The sequence below is a fragment of the Tateyamaria sp. 7Alg 36 genome (assembly GCF_059882455.1).
Genome location: NZ_CM187613.1, coordinates 2,698,872 through 2,722,346 on the forward strand (window position 1 = coordinate 2,698,872; position 23,475 = coordinate 2,722,346).

The 23,475-nt window shown below is 61.1% G+C and carries 24 protein-coding genes; 10 read left to right on the forward strand and 14 right to left on the reverse strand.

Going from position 1 to position 23,475, the window contains the following annotated elements:
• Window positions 1-3: 3 nt before the first annotated feature.
• From AC6GQJ_RS13170 to AC6GQJ_RS13185, 4 genes are read right to left on the reverse strand one after another with little or no spacing between them, the layout of a single operon-like run.
• Entirely contained in the window at window positions 4-1,359 is a 1,356-nt protein-coding gene (locus tag AC6GQJ_RS13170) for a TRAP transporter large permease (RefSeq protein ID WP_500768962.1), read from the reverse strand.
• Window positions 1,360-1,361: 2 nt separating this feature from the next.
• The gene (locus tag AC6GQJ_RS13175) at window positions 1,362-1,874 is read right to left on the reverse strand and encodes a TRAP transporter small permease (protein WP_500768964.1); all 513 of its coding nucleotides are present in this window, start codon (window positions 1,872-1,874) and stop codon (window positions 1,362-1,364) included.
• Window positions 1,874-2,911 (reverse strand): TRAP transporter substrate-binding protein, encoded by a 1,038-nt coding sequence (locus AC6GQJ_RS13180; RefSeq protein WP_500768966.1) that lies wholly within the window; start codon window positions 2,909-2,911, stop codon window positions 1,874-1,876. Before AC6GQJ_RS13180 ends, AC6GQJ_RS13175 begins: the two co-directional genes overlap by 1 nt.
• A gap of 33 nt (window positions 2,912-2,944) precedes the next feature.
• A complete protein-coding gene (locus AC6GQJ_RS13185) occupies window positions 2,945-4,678 on the reverse strand; it encodes a thiamine pyrophosphate-requiring protein (RefSeq protein WP_500768968.1) in 1,734 nt (577 codons plus the stop codon).
• Between the two features lie 109 nt (window positions 4,679-4,787).
• Here AC6GQJ_RS13185 and AC6GQJ_RS13190 point away from each other — a divergent pair, with 109 nt between their 5' ends.
• The gene (locus AC6GQJ_RS13190) at window positions 4,788-5,522 is read left to right on the forward strand and encodes an IclR family transcriptional regulator (protein WP_500768970.1); all 735 of its coding nucleotides are present in this window, start codon (window positions 4,788-4,790) and stop codon (window positions 5,520-5,522) included.
• A gap of 33 nt (window positions 5,523-5,555) precedes the next feature.
• Entirely contained in the window at window positions 5,556-6,098 is a 543-nt protein-coding gene (locus tag AC6GQJ_RS13195; protein WP_500768972.1) for a 2,4'-dihydroxyacetophenone dioxygenase family protein, read from the forward strand.
• A 2-nt stretch (window positions 6,099-6,100) separates the two neighbouring features.
• On the opposite strand, the gene AC6GQJ_RS13200 is transcribed toward AC6GQJ_RS13195, so the two are convergent.
• The 7 genes from AC6GQJ_RS13200 to AC6GQJ_RS13230 form a co-directional block, all read right to left on the reverse strand.
• Entirely contained in the window at window positions 6,101-6,868 is a 768-nt protein-coding gene (locus tag AC6GQJ_RS13200) for an SDR family NAD(P)-dependent oxidoreductase (protein ID WP_500768974.1), read from the reverse strand.
• 22 nt (window positions 6,869-6,890) lie between these two features.
• Window positions 6,891-8,342 carry an aldehyde dehydrogenase gene (locus AC6GQJ_RS13205; RefSeq protein WP_500768976.1) on the reverse strand — a complete coding sequence of 484 codons (1,452 nt, stop codon included), beginning with the start codon at window positions 8,340-8,342 and terminating at the stop codon, window positions 6,891-6,893.
• A 12-nt stretch (window positions 8,343-8,354) separates the two neighbouring features.
• Window positions 8,355-9,065: an ABC transporter ATP-binding protein gene (locus AC6GQJ_RS13210; protein WP_500768978.1), complete on the reverse strand. Its 711-nt coding sequence runs from the start codon at window positions 9,063-9,065 to the stop codon at window positions 8,355-8,357.
• Window positions 9,058-9,786 carry an ABC transporter ATP-binding protein gene (locus AC6GQJ_RS13215; protein WP_500768980.1) on the reverse strand — a complete coding sequence of 243 codons (729 nt, stop codon included), beginning with the start codon at window positions 9,784-9,786 and terminating at the stop codon, window positions 9,058-9,060. Before AC6GQJ_RS13215 ends, AC6GQJ_RS13210 begins: the two co-directional genes overlap by 8 nt.
• Complete coding sequence (locus AC6GQJ_RS13220) at window positions 9,783-10,700, reverse strand: branched-chain amino acid ABC transporter permease (protein WP_500768982.1); 918 nt, start codon at window positions 10,698-10,700, stop codon at window positions 9,783-9,785. Before AC6GQJ_RS13220 ends, AC6GQJ_RS13215 begins: the two co-directional genes overlap by 4 nt.
• A gap of 2 nt (window positions 10,701-10,702) precedes the next feature.
• A complete protein-coding gene (locus AC6GQJ_RS13225) occupies window positions 10,703-11,566 on the reverse strand; it encodes a branched-chain amino acid ABC transporter permease (protein WP_500768984.1) in 864 nt (287 codons plus the stop codon).
• A 90-nt stretch (window positions 11,567-11,656) separates the two neighbouring features.
• Window positions 11,657-12,895 (reverse strand): amino acid ABC transporter substrate-binding protein, encoded by a 1,239-nt coding sequence (locus tag AC6GQJ_RS13230; protein ID WP_500768986.1) that lies wholly within the window; start codon window positions 12,893-12,895, stop codon window positions 11,657-11,659.
• 288 nt (window positions 12,896-13,183) lie between these two features.
• On the opposite strand from AC6GQJ_RS13230, the gene AC6GQJ_RS13235 reads away from it, so the two are divergent.
• Window positions 13,184-13,936, forward strand: a complete 753-nt coding sequence (locus AC6GQJ_RS13235; RefSeq protein WP_500768988.1) for a helix-turn-helix domain-containing protein — start codon at window positions 13,184-13,186, stop codon at window positions 13,934-13,936.
• Between the two features lie 84 nt (window positions 13,937-14,020).
• Window positions 14,021-14,629 (forward strand): glutathione S-transferase family protein, encoded by a 609-nt coding sequence (locus AC6GQJ_RS13240; RefSeq protein WP_500768990.1) that lies wholly within the window; start codon window positions 14,021-14,023, stop codon window positions 14,627-14,629.
• A 72-nt stretch (window positions 14,630-14,701) separates the two neighbouring features.
• Here the strand turns inward: AC6GQJ_RS13240 and AC6GQJ_RS13245 are convergent, their stop codons facing one another.
• The gene (locus tag AC6GQJ_RS13245; protein WP_500768992.1) at window positions 14,702-15,598 is read right to left on the reverse strand and encodes a LysR family transcriptional regulator; all 897 of its coding nucleotides are present in this window, start codon (window positions 15,596-15,598) and stop codon (window positions 14,702-14,704) included.
• A gap of 114 nt (window positions 15,599-15,712) precedes the next feature.
• Here AC6GQJ_RS13245 and AC6GQJ_RS13250 point away from each other — a divergent pair, with 114 nt between their 5' ends.
• The 3 genes from AC6GQJ_RS13250 (at window position 15,713) to AC6GQJ_RS13260 (ending at window position 17,607) form a co-directional block, all read left to right on the forward strand.
• Window positions 15,713-16,141: a DoxX family protein gene (locus tag AC6GQJ_RS13250; RefSeq protein ID WP_500768994.1), complete on the forward strand. Its 429-nt coding sequence runs from the start codon at window positions 15,713-15,715 to the stop codon at window positions 16,139-16,141.
• A gap of 66 nt (window positions 16,142-16,207) precedes the next feature.
• Window positions 16,208-17,095, forward strand: a complete 888-nt coding sequence (locus AC6GQJ_RS13255; RefSeq protein WP_500768996.1) for a VOC family protein — start codon at window positions 16,208-16,210, stop codon at window positions 17,093-17,095.
• Window positions 17,096-17,106: 11 nt separating this feature from the next.
• On the forward strand, window positions 17,107-17,607 hold the full coding sequence (locus AC6GQJ_RS13260) for a cytochrome b (RefSeq protein ID WP_500768998.1): 501 nt from the start codon (window positions 17,107-17,109) through the stop codon (window positions 17,605-17,607).
• Between the two features lie 23 nt (window positions 17,608-17,630).
• On the opposite strand, the gene AC6GQJ_RS13265 is transcribed toward AC6GQJ_RS13260, so the two are convergent.
• Both AC6GQJ_RS13265 and AC6GQJ_RS13270 read right to left on the reverse strand, forming a co-directional pair.
• On the reverse strand, window positions 17,631-19,415 hold the full coding sequence (locus tag AC6GQJ_RS13265; RefSeq protein WP_500769000.1) for a TRAP transporter permease: 1,785 nt from the start codon (window positions 19,413-19,415) through the stop codon (window positions 17,631-17,633).
• 68 nt (window positions 19,416-19,483) lie between these two features.
• Window positions 19,484-20,410, reverse strand: coding sequence for a TAXI family TRAP transporter solute-binding subunit (locus tag AC6GQJ_RS13270; RefSeq protein ID WP_500773923.1), 927 nt, complete (start codon window positions 20,408-20,410; stop codon window positions 19,484-19,486).
• A gap of 393 nt (window positions 20,411-20,803) precedes the next feature.
• Here AC6GQJ_RS13270 and AC6GQJ_RS13275 point away from each other — a divergent pair, with 393 nt between their 5' ends.
• From AC6GQJ_RS13275 to AC6GQJ_RS13285, 3 genes are all read left to right on the forward strand, one after another.
• A complete protein-coding gene (locus AC6GQJ_RS13275) occupies window positions 20,804-21,814 on the forward strand; it encodes an AraC family transcriptional regulator (RefSeq protein WP_500769002.1) in 1,011 nt (336 codons plus the stop codon).
• 283 nt (window positions 21,815-22,097) lie between these two features.
• The gene (locus AC6GQJ_RS13280; protein ID WP_500769004.1) at window positions 22,098-22,808 is read left to right on the forward strand and encodes an FMN-dependent NADH-azoreductase; all 711 of its coding nucleotides are present in this window, start codon (window positions 22,098-22,100) and stop codon (window positions 22,806-22,808) included.
• A complete protein-coding gene (locus AC6GQJ_RS13285) occupies window positions 22,805-23,374 on the forward strand; it encodes a carboxymuconolactone decarboxylase family protein (RefSeq protein ID WP_500769006.1) in 570 nt (189 codons plus the stop codon). Before AC6GQJ_RS13280 ends, AC6GQJ_RS13285 begins: the two co-directional genes overlap by 4 nt.
• Window positions 23,375-23,475 lie beyond the last annotated feature (101 nt).

Genomic DNA, 23,475 nt, shown 5'->3' on the forward strand with positions numbered 1-23,475 from the left:
CGTTCAAGACCCGAACAGGCGCGGCAGCCAGAACACGATACCGGGGATCGACAGCAGCACGACCACCCGCACCAGTTCCGCGCCAAAGAACGGCAGCACGCCCAGAAACGTGTCGCGCATCGGGACATCCCGTGCTTGGGCCGAAATGATGAACACATTCATACCCACCGGCGGCGTGATCAGCCCAAGCTCGACCACAATCAGCGCAAGGATGCCGAACCATATCTTGAGGTCTTCGGTGGTCATGCCGAACGGGCTGTCCGCCGCAGAAACCCAATCGCCACCGTTGATCTCGACCAGCACAGGCCAGAAGAACGGGATGGCCAGCAGGATCATTGACAGGCTGTCCATCAGACAGCCCAACAAGATCAGCGCCACCAGCAGGATCACCAGCGTCGTCATCGGCGCAAGGCCCGACGCGGCCATCATCTCGGCCATGGCCTGTGGCACACCACCCCGCGCCATGAAGATCTTGAGCAGTTCCGCCCCCAGCAGGATGAGAAAGATCATGCCCGTGGTTCTGGCGGTTTCCAGCAAGGCGTCGCGCGTTTCGGAAAGGGTCAGCTTGCCGCGCAGCGCGCCGATCAGCGCGACCATCACAACGCCCACCGCGGCGGCAGGGGTCGGGTTGAACAGACCGAAATACAGGCCCCCGATCACGGCGGCAAAGACGACGAGTACCGGAAAAATATGCAGCGTCGCGCTTATCAGTTCTTCGCGCGTGGCGCGTTCACCTGCTGGGCCGGCATTGGGCACAAGGCTGGTATAGGCAAAGATCGTGACCATGAAAAACAGCACTGCGATCAATCCGGGCAACAGGGCCGCCATGAACATCGTGACGACGTTCGCCTCGACAATGATGGCATAGATGATCAGCACGACGGATGGCGGGATCAGGATGCCCAGCACGCCACCTGCGGCGATGGTGCCGGTCGCCAGCCGGTTGGAATATTTGTATTTGCGCAACTCGGGCAGGGCGACGCGCCCCATGGTCGATGCGGTGGCAAGGGACGATCCGCACACCGCGCCGAACCCTGCACAGGCGGCGATGGCCGCCATGGCCACACCGCCCCGCATCCAGCCGAGCCATGCATTGGCCGCACGGAACAGATCGGCAGACAGACCCGTGCGCGACGCGATCGCCCCCATCAGGATGAACAGCGGCACCACCGACAGGTCGTAGGTCGAGAACTGGGCATAGGCGAGGTCTTTTAACTGGCTCAGCACGATGGGCCAGCCGTTCAGAAGGGCGGTGCCGACGCCGCCCACAAGGATCATGGCATAGGCAATCGGCACGCGGATGCCGATAAGCACCACCAGCACGCCAAGGCCGGTGAGGCCGATCATGAGATTGTCCACGGTCAGGACCTCCGGTTGGTGCCAAGGGCCGTGATGGCCTCGCTCAGGGTGATAAGGGCGGCCACCACAAGCAGCAGCAGGGATATGATCGCGGGCACAAAGGCCCACCAGATCGGAATTTCAAGGATGCCGGTGAACTCGGTATAGGTTCTGTAATCCACCAGTCCCGCCCACATCCGCCACGCAAGGACGACGGCAAAGGCACAGGCGATCACAGCGGCCAAAGCAGACATCAGCGCCACCTGCCAAGGCGACGCGCGCATGGTGAAAATGTCGGCCGAGACATTGGCCCCGGTCAACTGGCAGTAGGGCAGGAAAGCAAAGATTGCGATGGCGGTGCCCATCTCGGTCAGTTCGAAATCGCCGGGAAAGGGGCGGTTCATCACCCATCCGGCAAGGATCGACCACGCATTCACGGCGACAACGGCGCAAAGCACCACGCCGCCGATCAACGCCCATATTTCAATGAGAAGACGCGCGGGACGAAACCGCCCCGCGCTTTGATATTCTGACATCAGTTTGTGGTCATGTTCTGGTTGACCAGTTCAACGGCGCGATCATACAGCGCGCGGCCGTCGATGCCTTGGGCGTCCATGTCCTCGATCCAGCGCTCGACCACGGGGGCGGTACGCTCTTCAAAGGCTGCCCATTCTTCCTCGGTCAGCTGGATGTGGGTGTTGCCCGCGTTCACGGCCACTTCGATGCCGTGTGCGTCCGCACCGGCCCAGACAGCGCCGACTTCGGCGTGCCAATCCTCGTTCGAGACCTCACGGAAGATCGCCTGAATGTCTTCGGGCAGGCTGTCCCACTTGGCTTCGTTCATCAGCACCGAGAAGGATGTCGTGCCAAGGCGTTTCCCGCCCGGACCTTCGATCTGGTACTCGGTCACTTCGTGGATTTTCAGGGCGGGAATGATTTCCCACGGGATTAGCGCGCCGTCGATCACCTTTTTGGACAGAGACACCGGAATCTCACCGACAGCGGTCTGTACCGGCGAGGCACCCAACGCTTCGAGAACCCAAGATCCTGTGCGCGACGGGATGCGGATTTTCTTGCCCGCCAGATCGTCGGGGCTGCGGATTTCGTCGCTGGCCATGTGCATGGCCTGCCCTTGGTGGACGTGCTGGAACATCGGCACGACACCTTGGAAGTCATCCGCGAGGTAATCGTCATACATCGCCATCATCGCCTTGTTGACGGCGGCGTTGTCGCCCTGATGGACGCCGGGAAGTTCAAACACCTCAGTGCGGGGGAAGGCCCCTGCGGCATAGGCGTTCACGATCCAGACAAGGTCCACAACACCATCACGCGCCTGACGCGGCAGTTGCGGTGGCTTGCCGCCAAGGGTCATGGCCGGAAAAATCTCGATTGAGACGCGTCCGCCCGAGGCTTCTTCGATGCGCTGCGCCCATGGCTCAAGCATCTGCGTGTGCGCGGGGGCCTTGGGGCTGAGGAAGTGGTGCAGTTTAAGCTGGATTTCCTGCGCGGTGGCGGCACCTGCCGCCAGCCCGAGGGCGATGGCCGACGTGGCCAGAGTTTTCATGATGTTCATTCTATCCTCCCTTGGATTTATGGACGCGCCGGATCAGTGCGGCGCGGTTCGTGCAATTGCGATGTTCAGCAAGACCTGCCGCTTTTCGGTGGTTGCCACGTCGATGGCGCGATCCAGCGCGGCGGGCAGGTCGGCCCCGTCGGTGACGGTCTGGGTCCACGCGCGGCTTGCATCTGCCGTGCGGGTAAAGTCGGGGCTGGGGCGCAAGGACGTCAGTGGCACCTCGTTCGAGGCCCGCGCCGCACCTTCGGGATACAGCCCTTCGACCGAATGGCGTACCGCGCCCCATTCCTCGTTATTCAACACCAGAACAATCACCGGCACGTCATGCGCCTCGGCCACAAGATGGCAGGCCGTCGGGTTTGCGAACATGTAGCTTCCGTCGCCCATCGTTGCAAAAACCAGACGGTCGGGGCAAGCCATTTGCGCACCGATGGCAGCCGGAAGACCCCAGCCGAGGCCACCGGAATGCGGTTCCTGAAAATAGCTGTCACGCTGGTCAAGGTCGAGCGGCATGAGCGGGCAACCGAGTTCGTGGAACACGGTAGCGCGGCGGTTGTGCTGTTCGGCTTGGGCCTTGATGGCGCGGCCAAGGCACAGGCTGACCCATTCCTTGGTCATTGGCGACCCTGCGCCGCCTTCTGCGGTTGCCACGGCCTTGGCGCGACTGTCGCGGGATGCGGCGGCGATAACCTTGTGGCGTTCTGAAATCGCATCTTGGTTGGTGTCGACGTGAGCCATGGCCTTGGTCAATGCGTCAATGATGCCGTCGCTTGGCCCTGCAAGGGTGATGTCGGCGGCAAAGTTGCGCACTGGCGTGCGGGTGAACAACGGATCGGGGCCGGCGTGGATCACCGTGACGTCATCGCGCAGCGTTACCTTGTCGGGGAACCATGGCGCGAGCGCGTCGAGGATCAGAACCACGTCCGCCTCGGCCAGCCACGGGGCGGGATCGGCCCCGATCTGGCAGGGATGGGACAGCGGCAGCGCCACCTGATTGGACCAGTAATGCGACAGCGGCAGGGCGTAGGTTTCGCACAGGGTTTGCAGCGCGGCAAAACCCCCGTCGCTGCCCGTGCCGCGTTGCGCAATGATCAACGGGTTCTTGGCCTGTGCCAGCGCTTTGGCAGCGCGCGCCAGACTGTCGGGTTCGGGTGCCGCGATGACCGGTTGGATGCGCGAGGGGGAATCGAGCCCTTCTTGGGGGCAGGGTTCGCACAGCACCTCGCGGGGCAGGCTCAGGTACACCGGCCCTTTCGGGGTCGAGTTCGCGATGGCCCAAGCGCGGTCCATCAGTTCCGAAATCTGATCGGCAAAGCGCAGTTCATAGTGCCATTTGGTGGTTTCGCGGATCAGCGCCTCTTGGTCGAACATCTCTTGCCCCCAGCCGATAGGCACGGTGCGCGCGCCAAAGCGGCTGTGTTCGGTCACGGGGGTGCGGCCAGACATCAGGATCATCGGCACCTGATCGCACCACGCATTGATCGCCGCCGTGGCCCCGTTGGCAAGACCCACATTGGTGTGCAGCAGAACCGCCTGCGGGCGGCCCGTAACCTGCCAGTAGCCGTGCGCCATCGACACGGCGGCATGTTCATGGGGCACAGTGACGGGGGTGGGCAGATCGATGCCTGCGCGGCGTGCTTCGACCAGCCCTTCGATGATGGGCGGGAAATCGGTGCCGGAATTGGCAAAAATATAGTCCACGCCAAGCGCCTTCAGTTTGCCAAAGATCGCACCACCGGCGGTAATCGTGGACATATCTTTCATCTGGCTGGCCTTTCTGTCGCGGATCGTTTCGCACTTAATGAGATTCTGTTTGCATATATTGAGATTGATCGGCAAATTTGGTCAAGACCTGTTTTCCGGAGATCTCGCCATGGCCACTGCGCTCAACCTTTCCGTGATGAAGGCGTTTGACGCGCTCGACCTGTTGGACGCGACGCGCCCGCAGTTGACCGCAGACATCGTGGCGACCGAATTGCGCCTGACCAAAGCCACCGCGCACAGGTTCCTGACCACGCTGGAAATCGCGGGCGTGCTGACGGCGGTGCGGCGCGGCGTCTATGCGCCGGGGCCACGGTTGTCGCGTCTGGGACGCATGGCCGAAGACCTCGCGCCCTTGCCGCCCAGCTTGCAGGCAGTGCTGGACAGTGCGCGGCAGGATCTGGGGGAATCGGTGATGGCCTGCCGCTATACGCCGCGCGGGCCGCTTTGTGTGGCGGTGTCGCAGTCGCAGCGCCCGATCTCGGTCCAGATCAGAACGGGCACCACATTGCCCATGATGGCCACGGCGCAGGGGCGGCTGTTCCTTGCCGCGATGAGTGCGCGCGACCGCGCCCAATGGGCCGAAGCGCAGGGGGAAACCGCCGACAGTCTTGCCGCGCTTGAGCCCGTTCTGGACAGTTTGGCGGTCGAAGGTGTTGCCCTGAACCGTGGTGACAATGAACCCGACATCGCCGCGGTTTCTGTTCCGATCAAGGCGGGCGCACGCACGGTGATGACCCTGTCGGCCTTTGGCACATTGGGGCGCTTTGATGCGGCTTTTGTCACCCGCGCCGCGGCGACGCTGAAGGCTGCCGCCGACGAGCTGGCCCAAGAGATCACCCCCTGACCAACCACTTTCGACACATAAAGGAGTGTAGAGTTGAACGACGAGTCCAAGCACACAGGCGCAGAGTTCTGGCGCGATCTGAAGCCGATCACCAAAGTGTTCCAGCCCGATGCCAAACCCGAGGTCTATCTGCCCAATGTCGCCGATGACGACATGCGCTATTTCGTGCCGTTCACCGACACGGTGTTTTCCAAACCCCTCTGGATTTCGCCCAGCAAGAACCAGTGGTGCGACATCCTGATGGCCACGGGGCCGGGGCTCGTAAACCGCCATTACCACCCGCACGAGGTGTTCGCCTACACGATCTCGGGCAAGTGGGGATATCTGGAACATGACTGGATCGCCACTGCCGGTGACTTTATCTACGAGACCCCGGGCGAGGGGCACACCCTGGTCGCTTACGAGCACGAAGACCCGATGAAGGCGTTCTTCAAGGTGACCGGTCCGCTGATCTGGCTGGACGAAGATGGGGAGCCTGACGGCTATTTCGACGTCCACCAGTACATTGCGATGTGCAAAGACCACTACGAAAAGTCCGGCATCGGCGCGGACTATATCGAGGGTCTTTTCCGCTAATATCACACGGACATTCCGCCATCGGCCATCAGGACATGGCCGGTGGTAAACGCCGATTGGGCTGACGCGAGATACAGCATGGAGGCCGCGATTTCCTCGGCTGTGCCATGACGGCCCATCGGGATCATCTCGTTAAAGAATTCGGTGCCGTCGCGCCCGATTTCAGCGCCCAGACCATCTTCGACATTTTGCTGGAACCCGTTCGAAATCGGCCCCGGAGCGATGGCATTCACGCGGATGCCGCGCGGGGCGAGATCTTTGGCCAGCACGCGCATCAATCCTGTCAGCGCGTGTTTGGCGGTGATGTAGGCATAAACACCCGGATCGCCCCGCGTTGCTGCCACGCTTGAGGTCATGACGATGCTGCCGCCCGAACGCATATGCGGCACCGCGTATTTGGCCAGCAGGAACGCGCCGCGCACATGCACGGCCATAACGCTGTCGAAGACCTCGAGCGGGTAGTCTTCGATCGGGGCAACAGTGCCGAAGGTGCCCGCGTTCGAGATGACAACATCCAGCGCACCGAAACGGTCGACCGCACTTTTGACGGCGCGGCTGACCTGATCGTCTTGGGTGACGTCCGCCGCGACGCACAGGATGTCCGCCGCCTGTTCGCCGAACGCGTCGGCACAGGCGGCGTCGAGCGCGGCAAGATCCAGATCGACAAGGACCAGTTTCGCCCCGTGACTGTGCAACAGGCGCGCGGCAGCCAGTCCAAGCGAGCCTGCACCGCCAGTGATAAGGCAGGTCTTGCCTTCCAGATCAAACATCGCACTCTCTCCCATGTTAGCTTTAGATCGGGTAGTGGGGCTGGCCGTCCTGAATGGTGATCCAGCGCAGGGTTGTGAACTCTTCGATCGCGGCAAGACCGCCAAAGCGGCCATAGCCGGAATCCTTGACGCCGCCGAAAGGCATCTGCGCCTCGTCATGCACGGTGGGGCCATTGATGTGGCAGATGCCGCTTTCGATCCGCTTGGCCACATTCATCGCGCGCACGGTGTCGCGCCCGAAGATACAGGCTGACAGACCGTATTCGGTATCGTTGGCGACGCGCACGGCTTCGTCCACGCTGGCCACCCGCACGACAGATGCGGTGGGGCCAAAGCTTTCTTCGGCATAGATGCGCATGGACGGGGTGACGTGGTCGATCAGCGTTGCCTCCATCAGCACGCCATCGGCGTGACCGCCAGCAACGATTTTCGCGCCTTTGTCTTCGGCGTCACGCACCAGTTCCATGATCCGTGTCACGGCATTCTTGTCCACAACACAGCCCAACGACGTGTTGCCTTCGCGCGGGTCGCCCACGGTGAGGCTGCGCACCTTAGTGGCGAGTTTTTCGACAAATTCGTCCGCGATGCTTTCGGCCACGACGATGCGTTCGGTCGACATGCAGATCTGCCCTTGGTTCATGTAGGCACCAAAGGCCGCTGCCGCGACAGCCGCATCAAGGTCGGCGTCATCCAGCACGATCATCGGGGCCTTGCCGCCCAGTTCCAGCAAGGCAGGCTTGAGGTTCTCGGCTGCGAGTTTGGCGATAATACGGCCCACGCGGGTCGATCCGGTGAAGTTGATGCGACGCACAGCCGAATGACGGATCAGCGTCTCGACGATCTCGCTTGCGTCATCAGGGGCATTGGACAGGACGTTCAGCACGCCTTTGGGGAAACCGGCGTCCTGAATTGCCTCGACAATCAACGCATGGGTGCGTGGCGACAGTTCCGACGATTTCATGACCACGGTGTTGCCGCAGGCCAGCGGCATCGCAATCGAGCGCACGCCAAGGATGACGGGCGCGTTCCACGGGGCCATGGCCAGCACCACGCCCGCAGGCTGGCGCACGGCCATCGCCATCGAACCGGGACGGTTGGAGGGGATGATCTCGCCCTTGATCATGGTGGTCATGGAAGCAGCCTCGCGTAGCATGCCAGCGGCCAACATCACGTTGAACCCAGCCCAAGCGGCGGTGGCGCCCAGTTCCTCGGCCATTGCGGCCGCGATCTGGTCCGAGCGCGCCTGAAGCGCATCCGCTGCGGCCAGCAACAGGCGCCGCCGTTCCGCCGGACCCGTGGCGGACCATTCGGGGAAGGCGCGGGCCGCCGCATCGGCGGCGCGGTTTGCATCCGCGACAGAGGCAGCGGCGGCTTCGGTTGCCACACCACCTGTCAGCGGGTTGTTGCGGGTAAAGGTGCGGCCCCCTTCGGCCTGCACGGATTCACCGTCGATCAGTAGGTCCAAAACGCTCATATTATTCTCCATTTACAGGTCACCGCCTAGAAAGGCCTGTCTGACAGCCGCGTCGTTCATCAATTCTTCTGAAGTGCCCGAGCCGGTGATCCGGCCCGCTTCGAGCAGATAGCCGCGATCCGCATGGCGCAGGCTGATCTTTACGTTCTGCTCGACGATCAAGAGGCCCACGCCGGTTTCGCGCACTTGCGCCAGCGCCTTGAACATCTCGCCCACGACGATGGGGGCAAGGCCAAGACTGGGTTCGTCCAGCAACAGGAATTCGGGTTTCGACATCATGGCGCGCCCCACGGCGACCATCTGCTGTTCGCCGCCCGACATGGTCTGCACGAACTGTTTGCGCCGTTCCTCCAGCCGCGGGAAAATGTCGAACACCTGCGCCAGAGTTTCCTCTTCGGACGCACGCGCCCGTTGGGGCGTTGCGCCAAGGCGCAGGTTTTCCTCGACCGTCATGCGGCCAACGATGCCGCGCCCTTCGGGCACCAGTGCGATGCCGCGATTGGTCACGTTATGGGCTGGGACACCGGTCAGGGACTCGCTGTTCAGGTTCACCGACCCTTCGGCGGTCGGTACCATGCCTGCGATGGCCTTGAGCATGGACGACTTGCCCGCGCCGTTCGCGCCCAGCACGACAACGATTTCGCCCTTGGCCACGGGCAGGCTAACAGCATCCACCGCAAGGTGCTTGCCATAGCGAACGGTCACATCCTTCAACTCAAGCATGGTCGTCTCCCAGATATGCCTTGATCACTGCGGGGTCTTTCAGCACGTCGGCGGAGGGCCCTTCGGCGATCTTTTCGCCCGCGCTCATCACGATGCAGCGCGAGCACAGGGCGCGCACGGCTTCCATGATATGTTCCACCAGCAACACGGTGATGCCCTGACCCTGCAAATGCTGCACAAGGTCGATACCAATGCGCAGTTCCGACGGGTTCAGCCCCGCCAGCCATTCATCCAGCAACAGCAGATCCGGTTCCGAGGCGAGGGCGCGCGCCATCTCCATCCGCTTTTGGTCGATATAGGTCAGGTTGCCGACCTGTTCATCGCCGCGCCCCGCAAGGCCGACAAAGGCCAGTTTTTCCTCGGCCAGTTCCTGTGCTTCGCGGCCCCAGTGTTTGTTTTTGCCGAAGGCGAGCGAAAGCTGCACGTTCTGGGCCACGCTGAGGGTGGGTAGGGGGCGCACCAGTTGGAAGGTGCGCGCCACGCCGTGTTTGGCGACCTCGTGCGGTTTCATCTTGGTGATGTCGGTGTCACCGATACGCACCGATCCACCATCGCAGGGCAGCGCGCCCGAGATCATGTTCAGCACGGTCGTCTTGCCCGATCCGTTCGGCCCCAACAGGCCCACAACTTCGCCAGGTGCGAGTTTGAAGGACACGTCCTTGACTGCGACCAGCCCGCCGAAACGTTTGTGCAGGTGGGTAATGTCGAGTGGCTTGCTCATGTCCGGCCTCCTCCTTTGCGCATGTCCTCGAATTTGGCGAGAACCCCGTTCGGCATGACAAAGACGATGACGATGAACAGCAGGCCTAGGATGATCGAGAAGTGGTCGGGGAAGCTGACCGAGAGCCATTCGAACAACAGGAACAGTGGCACTGCACCGACCAGCGGACCCCAAAGGCGCATCGCGCCGCCCAGCAGGGCCATGATCAGGGTCATGAAGCTGACCGTCGGGTTAAATACGATCGACGGTTCGATATAGGTCCAGCGGGGGGCTTGGATGGCGCCGACAAGGGTGATGAGCGTTGACGATAAAACAAACAGCACCAGCTTGATCCGTGTCACATCTACGCCTGCATGGGCGGCGACGGTTTCGTCATCGCCAAGCGCCTTGAGCGCGAGGCCGAAACGCGAGCGTCCGATGGCCCACGAAATCAGGAAGGTGACTGCCGCCAGTGCCAGAAGCTGCCAGTAGATGTGTCGCCCTTCGAACGGCAGGAAGACATAGCGTCCCATGGTGTAGGTTATGTTGACCTCCCACCAGCTGACGGTCTGGCGCACCAGTTCGGCCAGCCCAAAGGTGAAGATTACGAAGTACACACCGGCAAGGCGCAGCGTCGACAACCCGACCACCAACGCCATGACCGCGCCGATGGCGGCAGCGCTCAGCAGGACCAGCGGGTAGGGCAGGACTTCGTTTAGGACGGCGACCGTGTAGGCACCGACACCAAAGAAGGCGACCGTCGCCAGCGAGACATAGCGCGTCGGCCCCGAGAACAGCGCCCAAGCGGTGGCAAGGGTGACATAGCCCGTCATGCCCAGCAATACGCCGGTCCAGTAGTCGGACACGATGAACGGCGCGAGGGCCAGAACCAGCAGGGCAACGCCCGCAAGTGCAAATGCAGGAATGGTTTTCATGGTTACGCCTTTCCGAACAGGCCGTTGGGCCGCACAAGCAGCAACACAAGGAACACCGCATAGACGGATGCCAGCGTCAGACCGGGGTCGATATAGGCGGCCACAAATGTCTCGACGAGGCCAAGCAACAGGCCCGCCACGATGGCACCGGGAACGCTGCCTTTGCCGCCAAGGATGACGACGATCAGCGCCTTCATGGTGAACACGACGCCTGCGGTGGCGGTAAAGGTCTGGAACATCGAAATCACGACGCCACCGGTCGCGGCCATTGCGCCGCCGATGGCAAAGGCGGTGCGTGCCGCGCGGTTGGTGTCGATGCCGAACAAGGGCGCGCTGTTCGGGGCAAGGGCCACGGCGCGCAGGATCATACCCCAGCGGGTGCGGAACAGGATCACCACCAGCGCCGCGCCGATCAGCAAGCTGAGGACAAGGGCGAGCAGACGGTTGCCCGAGACAATCGCGCCGAACACGCTAACGGGGGTGTTGAGGAAGCTGTAGCTGGCATAGCCGCCGCCGAACATCGCCAGCAGCACGCCTTGGATCACGAACAACAGGCCAAAGGTCACAAGAATGCTGTCCACCTCGAGCGCGCCTTCATCGGGCGCACGGGCCACCAGCGGTTTCATCAGCACCCGATAGATCAGATCGCTGACCGCATATCCGGCAGGCACAAGGATCACCAAGGCCAGCAGCGGGTTAATCCCGAAAGTGGTGAAAAGGACGTAGGTGGCAAAGCAGGCACCGATAATCATATCCCCGAAGCCGAGGTTCATGATCCGCGCGATACCGTACTGGATGGTCAGCCCCATCGCGACAAGCGCATAGGTGCCGCCGAGCACCAGCCCGTTGACGACGTGTTCAAGCATGGAAAAGTCCGATCGTTGTCAGAGTGAGCAGAGGCGGCGGGCTATCCCGCCGCGCTCCGGCTCTTTGGTTACAGGGTCAGGCCTGCGGGATTATTCCCAGCCTGGCTTTGGCAGTTTGGCTTGCGCCGTGCCGTTGCCACCCTCGGCAGAGACTGCGACGAACTTGCCGTCCTGCCACTGGCCAACCCAGTTGATTGCACGCAGCTGGTTGTTTTCCAGACGTGTCTCTGCGCCCAGCACGGTCGAGAATGTGCCAGTGGAGAGTTCCTCGGCGATTGCCGCCTTATCAAGGCCGACCCGTTCGATGGTCTGTTCCAGCATTTGCAGCGATGCGTAGATCAGAACCGACCCCCAGTAATCCGCGCCGCGGCCAATGACCTCTTCGTGCTTGGCACGGTAGGCATTGTTCAACTCGTTGTTGGGATCAACACCGCCAAGGCTCATGACGCCTTCGACAGACCCGCCTGCGATCTTGGGATAGACGGGGAATGCCGCGCCAACGCCAAGGTAGAAGACCGGCGGGCTGTAGTTCGCCACTTTGGCCTGTTTGGTCAGGGCAAAAGTGTGGGGTGGGTAGGTGAAGGCGACAAATGTGTCGGCTTCGGATGCCGCTGCCTCGTTCAGGATCGTCGCAAAGTCCGATGTCTCCGGTGGAAAGCTTTTGTCATAGGAGACGTCGAAACCGGCGGCTTCAAAGCTGGGGCGTGCCGCCTTGACCAGATCAATGCCGAAACCGTCCGCAACAGAGATCATGGAGATCTTGTTGTTGATCCGGCCCGCTTCACGCTCGGCGACCAGCACTTCGGTGAAGGCGGAAACATAGTCGACGCTGCCGCCCATGAACCAGAAGCTTGTGTCCCAGCGTTTGACGAAGTCGGATGCCTTGTCCGTCACCGCAGCACCCGCCAGATGCGGATAGCCGAACTTGGCCATCAACGGCGCAACAGCAAGGTTAAAGCCTGTGCCCCAAGGCGGCAGGATGATGTCGACCTTATCCTGTGTGGCCAGACGTTCGACCGCACGCACAACCTCCTCGGCAGATGAACGATCGTCATAGGCGACGACTTCGATGGGCAATTGGCTGCCATCGGGCAGTGTCAGGCCGCCTTTTGCGTTCACCTCTTCGATCCACAATTCGTAGTTGGGTGTCACGGTCATATCCGCGCCGCCTGCGTTGGGGCCGGATTTCGAGATGGCGTAGCCGATGGTGACCTTGTCACGCTCTTGCGCGGCAACGCCGTGCGAGCTGGCGGTGATGGCCAGCACAGAGACCGCGCAGGTTGTCAGACGGCGCAAAGTGCGGACCGCCCCAGAAAGCGAATTCTTCATTTTATTCCTCCCAATATGTCACGAAGTATCGTGGCCCATTGGCCCGACAGTCCGATCCCGCGCCTTTCCCGAAGCGGGGACGATCAAAGCCTAGGCTTAGAGTTGGGAGGAGATAATAGACATTTTGAGGGTATAATTGTACTTTTGACGGAATGCTGGTCGGAAGTTGGGGATAAATTCGTTTTGGGACCGCAAAATATTCAAGCAGAGCGCATAAAAAGCGCGCTGACCACGACGGAATATGCAACTTCGGGCGGGCGGGCGACTTTTGCGCTTCTCGAATCCGGTTTGGGTACCTTCGTTTCGGACGAGATTGAGCGTGATTTTGCAGGCCCATGCCTGATCTGGTCGCCTACGGGGTGGTCCTCGCGCATCAAATTGGCGGCGGGCACGCGCGGCTTTCTGATTCGAACCCCCGAACGCGCACTGGGGCGGGCATTGCCGACTGATGCGATTTCGGCCCATGTGCGTCAGGTGGTCAGCCGCCGCATCTTTTTGTCCGACATTACGCCGCCGATCATGCAGTCCTTTGTGGCGCTGTTTGACAAGATGGAGGCCGAATTGCGCGACCTCGCCCCCGGAGGGGAGGCGGTGCTGCACCATTGTGTGTCGCTGCTGCTGATCGAGATCTGGCGCGCCGCCGCGCCGCCCTTGCAGGCCAGTGAGACTCAGCCGCACCGCATCTCTGACAGTTTCCTCAATCTGGTCGAACTGCACCTGCAAAACCACTGGACCGTCGCGGAATATGCGCGCCGCATTGGCGTGTCGCGCGACCGGCTGAACGAGGCGGTGCGCCGCGCCATTGGCATTCCGCCCCACCAGCATATGCAGCGCCGCCTGATCGAAGAGGCCAAGGCGCTGCTGATTACCACCAACCTGCAAGTGGCCGAGGTCGGCTATAAGCTGGGGTTCAGCGACGCGGCCTATTTCACGCGCTTCTTCCGCCGCCACGAAAGCCTCGCGCCCGCGCAGTTCCGCCGCACCTACACGCCGCTCTATCGCACCCGCACCAAGGAGGTGTCCTTTGCCGAATGGCCCTAGGGCGGGCGTCGCGGCGTAACTGCCATGCGCTGTCAGCAGCGGGGATTACCAACGTGTCATGATTTCACTTTGCAAGAGGCTATTATGACCACGCTATATCACGCGCCTTATTCGCGCTCTTCCTCGATTCTTGCATTGATCGACGAGTTGGGCATTGCGGACCGGATCGACGTTGTGCAGGTAAGCGTCGCGCGGGATGACGGCACCGGCGCGCGCGATCCGCGCAACCCGCACCCCGAGGGTAAAGTGCCCTATCTGGTGAACAACACCGACCATGTCCGTGAACGCGGTGCCATCGTCGCCTATCTAACCGATATGTTTCCCGCCGCAGGTATGGGCCGTCCGGTCGGACACCCGCAACGCGGCGCTTTCCTGAGTTGGCTGTTCTACTATCAGGGCGTGATGGAGCCTGTTCTGGTGCATGATTTCGCCAAGATCGACCACCCCGCCGTCTATTCGACCTTCCGTGATCTGGACGCCGTGATCGCCCGCCTGTCAGAGGCTTTGGCCGAACAGCCCTATCTATTGGGCGAAGATTACTCTGCCGTTGATCTGCTGCTGTCGAGCCCGTTCCAATGGCTGCCCGAGGCCGCACCGGATCAGCCATCCGTTCAGGCGTGGATCAAACGCTGTGCCGAACGCCCTGCGCTGACGGCGGTGGCGCAACTTGAGCAGCAGGCGCTGTCGGCATAGGGCATCGCGATGGAAAGCGGTCCGGCGCTTATCCGTGCCAGACCGTAAAAGCGTGCTGCATCATTCCTGTCGCTATTGCAAAGCCGCGGCGAACCCGTCGGGTCCGGCGAGGAAGTCGAGAAAGCTGCGCACCTTGGCGGGAAGGTAACTGCGGTCGGCATAGATCGCTTGGATAAGCAGCTTTGGCCATTCAGTGTTGGGCAACACGGTTTCAAGGCGACCCTCTTGCAGGTCTGTCTGCGCGGCCCAGTCGGGCAGCATGGCAAAGCCCATCCCCGCCACCGCCGCTTGATGCAGGATGCTTTCGTTCGCGCTGAGCAGAATGGGACGGAATTTGATGTCCATCCCGTCCTCGCCCCCAAACCTGACGCGGCCATCGGCGGCGACTTGGGAATAGGCCAGCATCGGCGCGTCGTTCAGATCGGCAGGGGTGTCGGGGCGGCCAAAACGATCCAGAAAGGCAGGGGCGGCGACCAGTTGGAACGTAACCTCGCCCAGTTTGCGCGCGATCAGCCCGTCGTCGAGCTTGAACGCGACCCGCAGCGCCAGATCGATCCTTTCCTCGATGATGTTGATCTTGCGCCCGCTCAGGTCGATGTCGAAGGTCACGTGCGGGTGCTGCTGGTGATAGGTGGTCAGGATCCGCGCAAAGGCCGGATTGGACATCCACACCGGCATTGACATCCTGAGAGTGCCGCGCGGCGATAGGCTATCGGTGGCGAGCTGCGCCTCGGCCTCGGCCAGCCCGTCCAGCAGGGGGCGGACCGTTTGCAGATACTGCGCCCCTGCTTCGGTCAAGCTTACGTTGCGACTGTTGCGGTTCAGCAGGCGTGCGCCCACACGCGCCTCGACATGTTTGACGTGTTTGCTTGTCATCGCTGGCGAAAGTCCCAAACGCTGCGACACAGCAGAAAAGTTCTTGTTCTCGGCGACTTCGGCAAAGACGCGCAGGCTTAGCAAAGTGTCCATGATCAACCCATAGTAAATGGTAGATCAATAAATGGCATAATGATGTCGCATAACGAAAGGTTTAAATTGCTCTCATCACACCTCGCTACAAAGCGACTTTAGGAAGAGAACAAGATGACAACCATTGATGCAAACCCCGTAAAAACCGGCAAGGGCTGGAACATCGGCCTTTGGGTCGTGCAGGCCCTTCTGGCGGCGATGTTCCTGATGGCAGGCGGCACCAAGCTGATGTCGGGATCGGAGGAACTGGTCGCGATGGGCATGGGCTGGGCCGAAAACGCGCCCTTCCTGCTGATCAAATTCATCGGGCTGGCCGAGGTCGCGGGCGCGTTGGGCCTGATCCTGCCCGCTGCGACACGTATCATGCCGTATCTGACCAAAATGGCCGCTGCCGGTCTGGCCGTGATCATGGTGCTGGCCGCTGGCGTACACACATTCCGTGGTGAATTCGAAGTGCTGCCGATGAACGCGATCCTGTTCGCGCTGGCCGTTCTGGTGATCTGGGGCCGCACGAACAAGGCACCCATCGCGCCGCGTCGCTGATCCATGCAGACTTGCGCTCCGGTTTCTCCCGCTGGGGCGCCTTTTTCTTTCAAGGGGTGCTTTCCCATGCTCACATCCGTGGCTGACGACAACCAAAACCGTTCCCCGCAGAAGGATCGCCTGTCATGGGGTGCGGTCGATCTGCAAGTGACCGACCTTGGCCGTGCGATTGCGTTCTGGACATGGGCCTTCGGGCTGGTCGAGCGTGAGTCCACCGCGCCGGGTGTCGCTTTGGGTACAAAGAACCGCACCCTGATCGTTCTGCATCCAGGTGCGACAAAGCCCGTCGCGGCCCCGTTCACGGGCATGTATCACGTCGCGATCGGGGTGCGCAGTCAGGCAGAATTTTCACGGATACTCGCCCGTCTGGTCCACCTGAATGTGCAGGTCGGGCCGACGGATCACCTGATGGCCAAATCGCTGTACTGCCACGATCCTGACGGGCTGGAGATCGAGATCACCTTTGAAACGCCGGAGCGGTTTTCGCATTTCGGCAATATGTACCAAGGGCTGACCTTGTATGACGTTAATGGCAACCGGCATTCAGGGCGCGGGCCGCTTGATGTCCCAGCCGAACGTGCCTTTGCCGCTGGTGCAGACCCGATGGCCCCTTTGGCCGCTGACAGCTATCTCGCGCATTTGCACCTGAAGGTGCCCGCGCTTGAACCTGCATTGGACTGGTTCGCGACCCTCGGGTTTGAGCGTCATCTGACACTGGATCACTGGGGCTTTGCCGATATGGGCGCGGGCGCACCGAACACGCACCGTTTGGCGATGAACATCTGGGCCGGACCCAACCGCCCCCCGATGCCGCAGGATATGGCCGGTCTGGTGCATTACGAACTGATTTCCCAGGGCGCGGCTGTCACCTCTCCGCATCTGCGGCGCGACGGTGATGTGCTGTGCGGTACCGATCCTGCGGGCGTGGCCGTGACTGTTCGTCCCAGCACGTAAAGGCGCATCCAATGGCCCCCCAACCCCAGACATATCGACCCGCCCAGGTTGCCCTGCACTGGTTCGTTTTCGCGGCCATCTGGGTGCAGTGGCTGTTCAACGAACCGATCAAGCGCACCCTTGGTGCCATCCAGACCGGTGCAACACCCGAAAGCAATGACGTGTCGATGGCGTGGGTGCATGTGGGCTTTGGCTCGGCCGTTTTTCTGGCGTTGCTGGCGCGGCTTTACCTACGCTATCGCCATGGCGCGCTCGGACATGCGTCGGGGACGTCACCGATGCAGGCGAGGGTGGCGAGCATTGTTCACCGGTCGCTTTATGCCACGCTGATCTGCATGGTGATCATGGGCGGCATCACATGGAAAGGTGTTGCAAATCTGGGCTATGTGCACTGGCTGCTGAACATCGTTCTGTTCGCGCTGATCACGGCCCATGCCGTCGCCGCCATCTATAACCAGTTCGTGCGCAAGGATGGCACGTTGCGGCGGATGGTGCCTGCGTTGAGGAAGTAGGCGGTCGCCCTAACGGGATGACGTCAGATATAGATGCCCGAGAAAATGACTGCCAAGCCCGCAACGAGAAGCAGGATGGTTTTGACCCCCTCGCGCACGCTGATCAGGCCGTAGGAGACAAGGGCCAGACCAACGGCGAGGCGCAGCATTGCGATCAGTGCTGCCACCGGACTGTCGGCAAGGCGGATGATGTCGGGGTTTGCGATCATGCCCAAAGGGATGAGGTAAAGCCCGACGCCCAAGGCCATTGCCGTCAGCGCGACTTTCAACCAGTTTTCCCCGATCATCCCCGCCGCGATGAACACCGCGCCGCAGACGGGCGGTGTGATCGTGGACAGCAGGGCGAACCAGAAGACGAAAAGGTGCGCCTGCAACGGCTCCAGCCCCAGTTGGGTCAATGCGGGGCCTGCAACAGACACGCAAATGACATAGGCCGCCGTCGTCGGAACCTCCATCCCGAGCAGCAGACAGGCCAGCGCGGTCAGCAGCAGCGAGGGCCATAGCAATCCGCCGGACCCTTCGAGGATCAGGGACGTGATCTTGACACCGAGGCCGGTAATGCCAAGCACGCCGATGATGATCGACGCACACAGGATGATGGCCGCAATCATTGACACCTGCCGCGCCGCGTTCAGGGCCGCGCCCTGAAACCGTTCCGCGATTTGCGCAGGCCGGAACTGCAGATCAGCGTTGAAGAACAGCAACAGCGCACCCGCCAGAATGGCCAGCGCGGCGGCATATTGCGGCGTAAAGCCGGACACAAACATCGCCCACAGCAGGACCGAAAACGGCACGAGGAAGAACAGCGAGGTGATGATGACGTCGCGCCCGCTTGGCCGGTCCGCCTCGTCCACGCCTTTAAGGTCAAAGCGGGTGGCATAGGCGTTGATGCCGACCCAAACCGCAAAGAAATAAAGGATCGCAGGCAGGATCGCGGCGGCCATGATCGAGGTGTAGGGCACGCCTGTCAGCTCAACCATGACAAAGGCTCCCGCGCCCATCAGCGGCGGCATGATCTGCCCGCCGGATGAGGCGACAGCCTCTACCGCGGCGGCCAGACGTTTGGGGTAGCCGAGTTTTGTCATAGCAGGCAGCGTGACTGCGCCGGTCGAGGCCACATTCGCCGACGCCGAGCCCGATATTGACCCGAACAGCGCAGAGGAGATCACTGACACTTTCGCGCCGCCCCCCTTGAGGCGACCCGCCGCGGCACCCGCCACGTTCATGAACCCCTGACCGGCCTCGCCCGCATTCAGAACCGCACCGAAGATGACAAAAATCGCCACCACGCTGACGGACACGCCGGTAAGCGATCCCCAGATGCCGCCTTCGGCAATGGTGAGCGTGCCAAGGAAGCTGGCGGTGGGCGTGCCGGAATGGCCGAACTGTCCTGGAATGTACTGACCGAACAGACCGTAAAGCAGCGCCGCCGCAGCTACCAACGGCAAGGGCCAGCCAATGGCGCGCCGTGCGGCTTCGAGCGTAACGGCAAGCAGCGTGACCGCGATGGCAATTTGGAAGTTCCCTTCCAGAAATCCGTATTGCCCGCCCAGCATGTCGTGGTTGATGGCGATCCACAGGGCCGCAGCGATGCCCAGCCCCGCCAGTATCGTGCCGCTAATGGCTCCCCAGCGGCTGGTATTGCCCAGCACCAGAACGAAGGGGAGGATGAACGCCATATGCAGCGGGCGACTGACCAGATTTGGAACCAGCCCCGAAAAGATCAGCACAAGGTGATAGGCCACAAGGGCGGCGGCCATGATCAACCAGAAAACGGCGTTGATACGGCCGGTGCTAGAATTGGGCATAGGGGGTTCTCTTGGTCGGGGGAGCGCAGGCCGGATCGGACGACCGGCCTGCAAAAGTGATCGACGCTTTACTTGTGCGCGTCGCTCAGCTCAATACCCGCTTCTTCATAGTAGCGCACCGCGCCGGGGTGGATCTTGCCGCTGATGTTGGACAGCATTGCAGGGTCGACGCCGTTCCACCAAGGGGATGTGTCACCCAGCGTGGCCTTGTTTTCCCAGAACGTCTTTGTCAGGGCATAGGCTGTGTCGTCGTCCATCTTGGTGGTCGTGAATGCCACAACCGGCAGCGACGTGGTGGCGATGTCCGCCTCCTGACCGGCATAGGTGCCGGCGGGAATGGTCAGCTTGGTGCGCTTGGTCTCGGCAATTTGCGCATCGCTCATCGACAGCACTGTGACCGAGGTGGACGCCGCCGCTTCGATCACGTTCGGCGCGGGGTAGGAACCTGCGGTGACAAAGCCGTCAATCTGGCCGTTCTTCAGCGCGGCAACCGCGTTGGACAGTTCGACATCGGCGATCTTGACGACTTCGTCCACGCCAAAGAGCTTGAGGTACGCCTCGCCCTCTCGTGCGCCGAATGTCCCTTTGCCAAGGAGGATCGTCTGGCCTTCCAGATCGGCAATATCGGTGACGCCGCTATCGGCGGACATCACGAAATGCATGGTCAGCGACGGGATCGGGAATAGAGCGCGGATGTCGTCAAAGGCGGGGCTGCCTTTGCCTTCGAACATGGCTTTGCCCTGCTGGGCGAGGCCGACAAGCGCGGGGGGCGTGGTAAAGACGTAATCGCCGCCCCGTGCGCGTACTTCCATCACGTTCTGGACGGAGCCTTGGCTTTCTTCAACAGTGACGGAGATTTCGCCATCGGTGCCCGCTTTCATGCCCTCGGCCAGTTCGACGCCCATCTGGTAATAAGACGATCCGGTCTTGGCCGACTTGTAGGTCACGCGCGTTTCGGCGAGTGCCACAGTTGTGGTGACCGCCGACAGGGCCATCGCGGCCACGGCGGATTTCAGAATCAAGTTCACTTGGTTTCCTCCCAAAAATGGTCTGCGGTGCAAAGAAACCCAATTTCAGCAAGCGCGCAACCAGCCATGCGGGTGTGGTGGCTTGGTGCAGGTGTGGGGAAGTGATGGCGGCGCGGCAATGCAGGTGGGCAAATTTTGGATTGTTATTGCACCTGCTGCCCGTTTGTTCGGTTGGCGGTCGGGGTGAAACCGCACCAGCGGCAACTCAACATGGGGCCAAAAAGCGTGTCATTTGAGATGGTGCAACCCTGACCCATAAGCAGCGCCTCGGCTCCTTTTCTTTGCATACCTCGGTCGCGAGACAACGCGATCGCCAGATTTTCTGGTTCTGAAAGCGACAGTGCTGTATTTTTCCAAACCATGCCGAATGTGACAACAGCATTTGCCCGTGTGATGGCCGAAGCGGCCGGAATGTCCCTGACAAAGGATGGCGTGCTGATCTGTGACGGCGGGACTCTCCGCCGCTTTCGGTTGCTTGAGAATGATCGGATGGATGCCGGTGACTACTACGAACTGCTGCAATGCGTTCGTGAGGCGCATGGCGATGATGTCACGCTGCTGGATGCTTATGCCAAAAGGGTGACGACGGACGACCTCGGGGTGCTTGGTCTTGCGATCAAGACCGCGCCCACCCTTCGGGAGTCGCTGCAACGGGTTGATAGATACTACAAACTAGTGACGGACACAGCTGTTTATCGGCTCGAAGAGTCGGAGGCGGCGGCTGCTTTTGTCTTTGACCCCGTCAGCGCGCAGAACGCCACGCTGGAATTCCGTAACGAAGGCGCGTTGGCCGGATTCGCGCAGAATATGCGCCGCTTTGTCGGGGCGGATCTTGTGCTGGATTTGGTCACGTTCCGCCATTCCTGCCGCGGCGATCCTGCACGATATGCCGACATTTTTGGCTGTCCGGTTGTCTTCGACGCGGACCGCGACGCGATTGAGTTTGATCCTGCAATGCTGTCCTTGTCCAACCGTCTTGGCGATGCGGCGGTGTCAGAATTTCTGTCGCAACATTTGGAAACCGAATTCGCGTCTCTTCGTGATGATACGTCTCTTGGTAATATCCTAGTGAACCGCCTGACCCCGAAGCTTAGCACTGGCATGCCGCAGGCGGGTGAGGTCGCCCACGAGATGGGGCTGAGTGAACGTACCCTCTATCGACGTCTTGCCGAAGAGGGCCTGACCTTTCGCAACGTGGTGGGGCGGGCCCAATCGGCGCTGGCGCAAGAACTGCTGCGCGACAGCGATGCCTCTATCGCCGAGATCGCGTTTCTGACCGGATTTTCCGAGCAGAGTACGTTCAGCCGCGCCTTCAAACGCTGGTTCGGACAAGCTCCGGCACAGTTCAGACAGCACGCAAGCAGAGCCTGATTAAGACCTAACGGATTTTGGCAGGTACGGTCGTGACCTTGGCAGGCGCGGTCAATACCTGCCGCAGTTTGGTGACTAACTTCTTTCCTAACATCAACGAAGGGTGCTGGCGCGATGTCCTGAGGACAGTCGGCATTCCCCCGATCAGGAAAGGCGTTTCGCATGCCCGTGCCACAGACATCAATCGAACACAGCCGTTGCAGCGTGACTTTGGCGGCCCTTATCGCCTTGCGCTTTCATTCCAACCGGAAGGGCGAACACCTTTGATCTACAGGAGAGCAACATGACTACTTTGCTTCGCATTGACGCCAGCGCCCAACAGGAAGACCGGTCGCTTACGCGTATGCTAACACAACTTTTCACAGCCGAGTTTCTGAATGCCAATCCAGACGCGAAGGTGATTGACCGCGATATCGGGCGGAATCCGGTTCCGGCGATTGACCACCGGTTTATCCACGCGGCATTCACCCCCGCCGACGCCCGCGAAAACTGGATGGCGGACAGGCTGGCACTGTCGGACGCCCTTATCGACGAGGTTGTAGCGGCGGATATCATCGTCATGGGTGCCCCGATGTACAATTACGGGATGCCTGCCGCGTTGAAGGGATGGATTGATCATATTGCGCGGATTGGTCGGACATTCTCGTTCGATCTGGCGCGTGGCGATTTCCCGATTGAGCCGATCCTGAAGGGCAAGCAACTGGTCGTGCTGTCGTCACGCGGCGAGTTTGGATTTGGACGCGGCGGGCCACGGGCGCACCTGAACGCGCTGGATCCCGCGATTGCCGCCTGCGCGCATTACTTCGGCGTCGATGCCGCGCAGATCCAGACAGTTGCCATCGAATATCAGGAATTCAAGGACGCGCGTCATGACCGGTCGGTCATGGAGGCAAAAGAGGCAACGCGCGCCTTGGCACAACAGTTGGGCAAGCCTGACTTACAACCGATGTCTCACCAAACTGACACCCCGAAACCAGAAAGGATCAGACAATGAAAGATTTCCGAACGCACACGCTGGAGTCTGCGCCCGCAGATGCCAAACCAATTATGCAAGCCGCGCTGAAGGGGTATGGCTTTGTCCCCAACCTCTACGCCACCATGGCCGAAGCACCCACCATCCTCGAAGGGTACACAACCCTCGCAACAATTTTCGGCAAGACAGCCCTGTCGGAAACCGAGCGTCAGATCATCCTGATGACGAACAACCGCCTGAACGGCTGTGCCTATTGCATGGCCGCCCATACCACCCTGTCCCAGATGGCTGGCGTGCCGGAGGATGTGGTCGAAGCGTTGCGCAACGATACACCCATCGCTGACAGCAAGTTGGAGGCCCTGCGCCAGTTCGCCATCGTGATCAACGAAAGCCGTGGATGGCCGACGGAGCAGCAGGTCGAGCGGTTTTTGCAGGCCGGATACACCCGACAAACCGTGCTTGAGGTTATTCTCGGCACGGCGCTGAAAACCATGTCGAACTATACCAACCATGTTGCGGAAACGGATCTCGATCCCGCGTTTTCCAAGAATGCGTGGTCCTCTTCAGACAGGGGCGCAGCTGCGTAGCTGACTGGATCACTTATCCATCCGAGGCGTAAGGAGGGGCAATGGCACGCGTATACTGCTGCCGTTGCCCCAGCCACTTGGTACATTGACAGCGAGGGTGC

Excerpts from the sequence above, each read along its gene's own strand:
- AC6GQJ_RS13175 (WP_500768964.1), bottom strand. The coding sequence starts at position 1,874 with ATGTCAGAATATCAAAGCGCGGGGCGGTTTCGTCCCGCGCGTCTTCTC.
- AC6GQJ_RS13180 (WP_500768966.1), bottom strand. The coding sequence starts at position 2,911 with ATGAACATCATGAAAACTCTGGCCACGTCGGCCATCGCCCTCGGGCTG.
- AC6GQJ_RS13185 (WP_500768968.1), bottom strand. The coding sequence starts at position 4,678 with ATGAAAGATATGTCCACGATTACCGCCGGTGGTGCGATCTTTGGCAAA.
- AC6GQJ_RS13190 (WP_500768970.1), top strand. The coding sequence starts at position 4,788 with ATGGCCACTGCGCTCAACCTTTCCGTGATGAAGGCGTTTGACGCGCTC.
- AC6GQJ_RS13200 (WP_500768974.1), bottom strand. The coding sequence starts at position 6,868 with ATGTTTGATCTGGAAGGCAAGACCTGCCTTATCACTGGCGGTGCAGGC.
- AC6GQJ_RS13205 (WP_500768976.1), bottom strand. The coding sequence starts at position 8,342 with ATGAGCGTTTTGGACCTACTGATCGACGGTGAATCCGTGCAGGCCGAA.
- AC6GQJ_RS13210 (WP_500768978.1), bottom strand. The coding sequence starts at position 9,065 with ATGCTTGAGTTGAAGGATGTGACCGTTCGCTATGGCAAGCACCTTGCG.
- AC6GQJ_RS13215 (WP_500768980.1), bottom strand. The coding sequence starts at position 9,786 with ATGAGCAAGCCACTCGACATTACCCACCTGCACAAACGTTTCGGCGGG.
- AC6GQJ_RS13220 (WP_500768982.1), bottom strand. The coding sequence starts at position 10,700 with ATGAAAACCATTCCTGCATTTGCACTTGCGGGCGTTGCCCTGCTGGTT.
- AC6GQJ_RS13225 (WP_500768984.1), bottom strand. The coding sequence starts at position 11,566 with ATGCTTGAACACGTCGTCAACGGGCTGGTGCTCGGCGGCACCTATGCG.
- AC6GQJ_RS13230 (WP_500768986.1), bottom strand. The coding sequence starts at position 12,895 with ATGAAGAATTCGCTTTCTGGGGCGGTCCGCACTTTGCGCCGTCTGACA.
- AC6GQJ_RS13240 (WP_500768990.1), top strand. The coding sequence starts at position 14,021 with ATGACCACGCTATATCACGCGCCTTATTCGCGCTCTTCCTCGATTCTT.
- AC6GQJ_RS13245 (WP_500768992.1), bottom strand. The coding sequence starts at position 15,598 with ATGGACACTTTGCTAAGCCTGCGCGTCTTTGCCGAAGTCGCCGAGAAC.
- AC6GQJ_RS13250 (WP_500768994.1), top strand. The coding sequence starts at position 15,713 with ATGACAACCATTGATGCAAACCCCGTAAAAACCGGCAAGGGCTGGAAC.
- AC6GQJ_RS13255 (WP_500768996.1), top strand. The coding sequence starts at position 16,208 with ATGCTCACATCCGTGGCTGACGACAACCAAAACCGTTCCCCGCAGAAG.
- AC6GQJ_RS13260 (WP_500768998.1), top strand. The coding sequence starts at position 17,107 with ATGGCCCCCCAACCCCAGACATATCGACCCGCCCAGGTTGCCCTGCAC.
- AC6GQJ_RS13265 (WP_500769000.1), bottom strand. The coding sequence starts at position 19,415 with ATGCCCAATTCTAGCACCGGCCGTATCAACGCCGTTTTCTGGTTGATC.
- AC6GQJ_RS13270 (WP_500773923.1), bottom strand. The coding sequence starts at position 20,410 with ATGGCCCTGTCGGCGGTCACCACAACTGTGGCACTCGCCGAAACGCGC.
- AC6GQJ_RS13275 (WP_500769002.1), top strand. The coding sequence starts at position 20,804 with ATGCCGAATGTGACAACAGCATTTGCCCGTGTGATGGCCGAAGCGGCC.
- AC6GQJ_RS13280 (WP_500769004.1), top strand. The coding sequence starts at position 22,098 with ATGACTACTTTGCTTCGCATTGACGCCAGCGCCCAACAGGAAGACCGG.
- AC6GQJ_RS13285 (WP_500769006.1), top strand. The coding sequence starts at position 22,805 with ATGAAAGATTTCCGAACGCACACGCTGGAGTCTGCGCCCGCAGATGCC.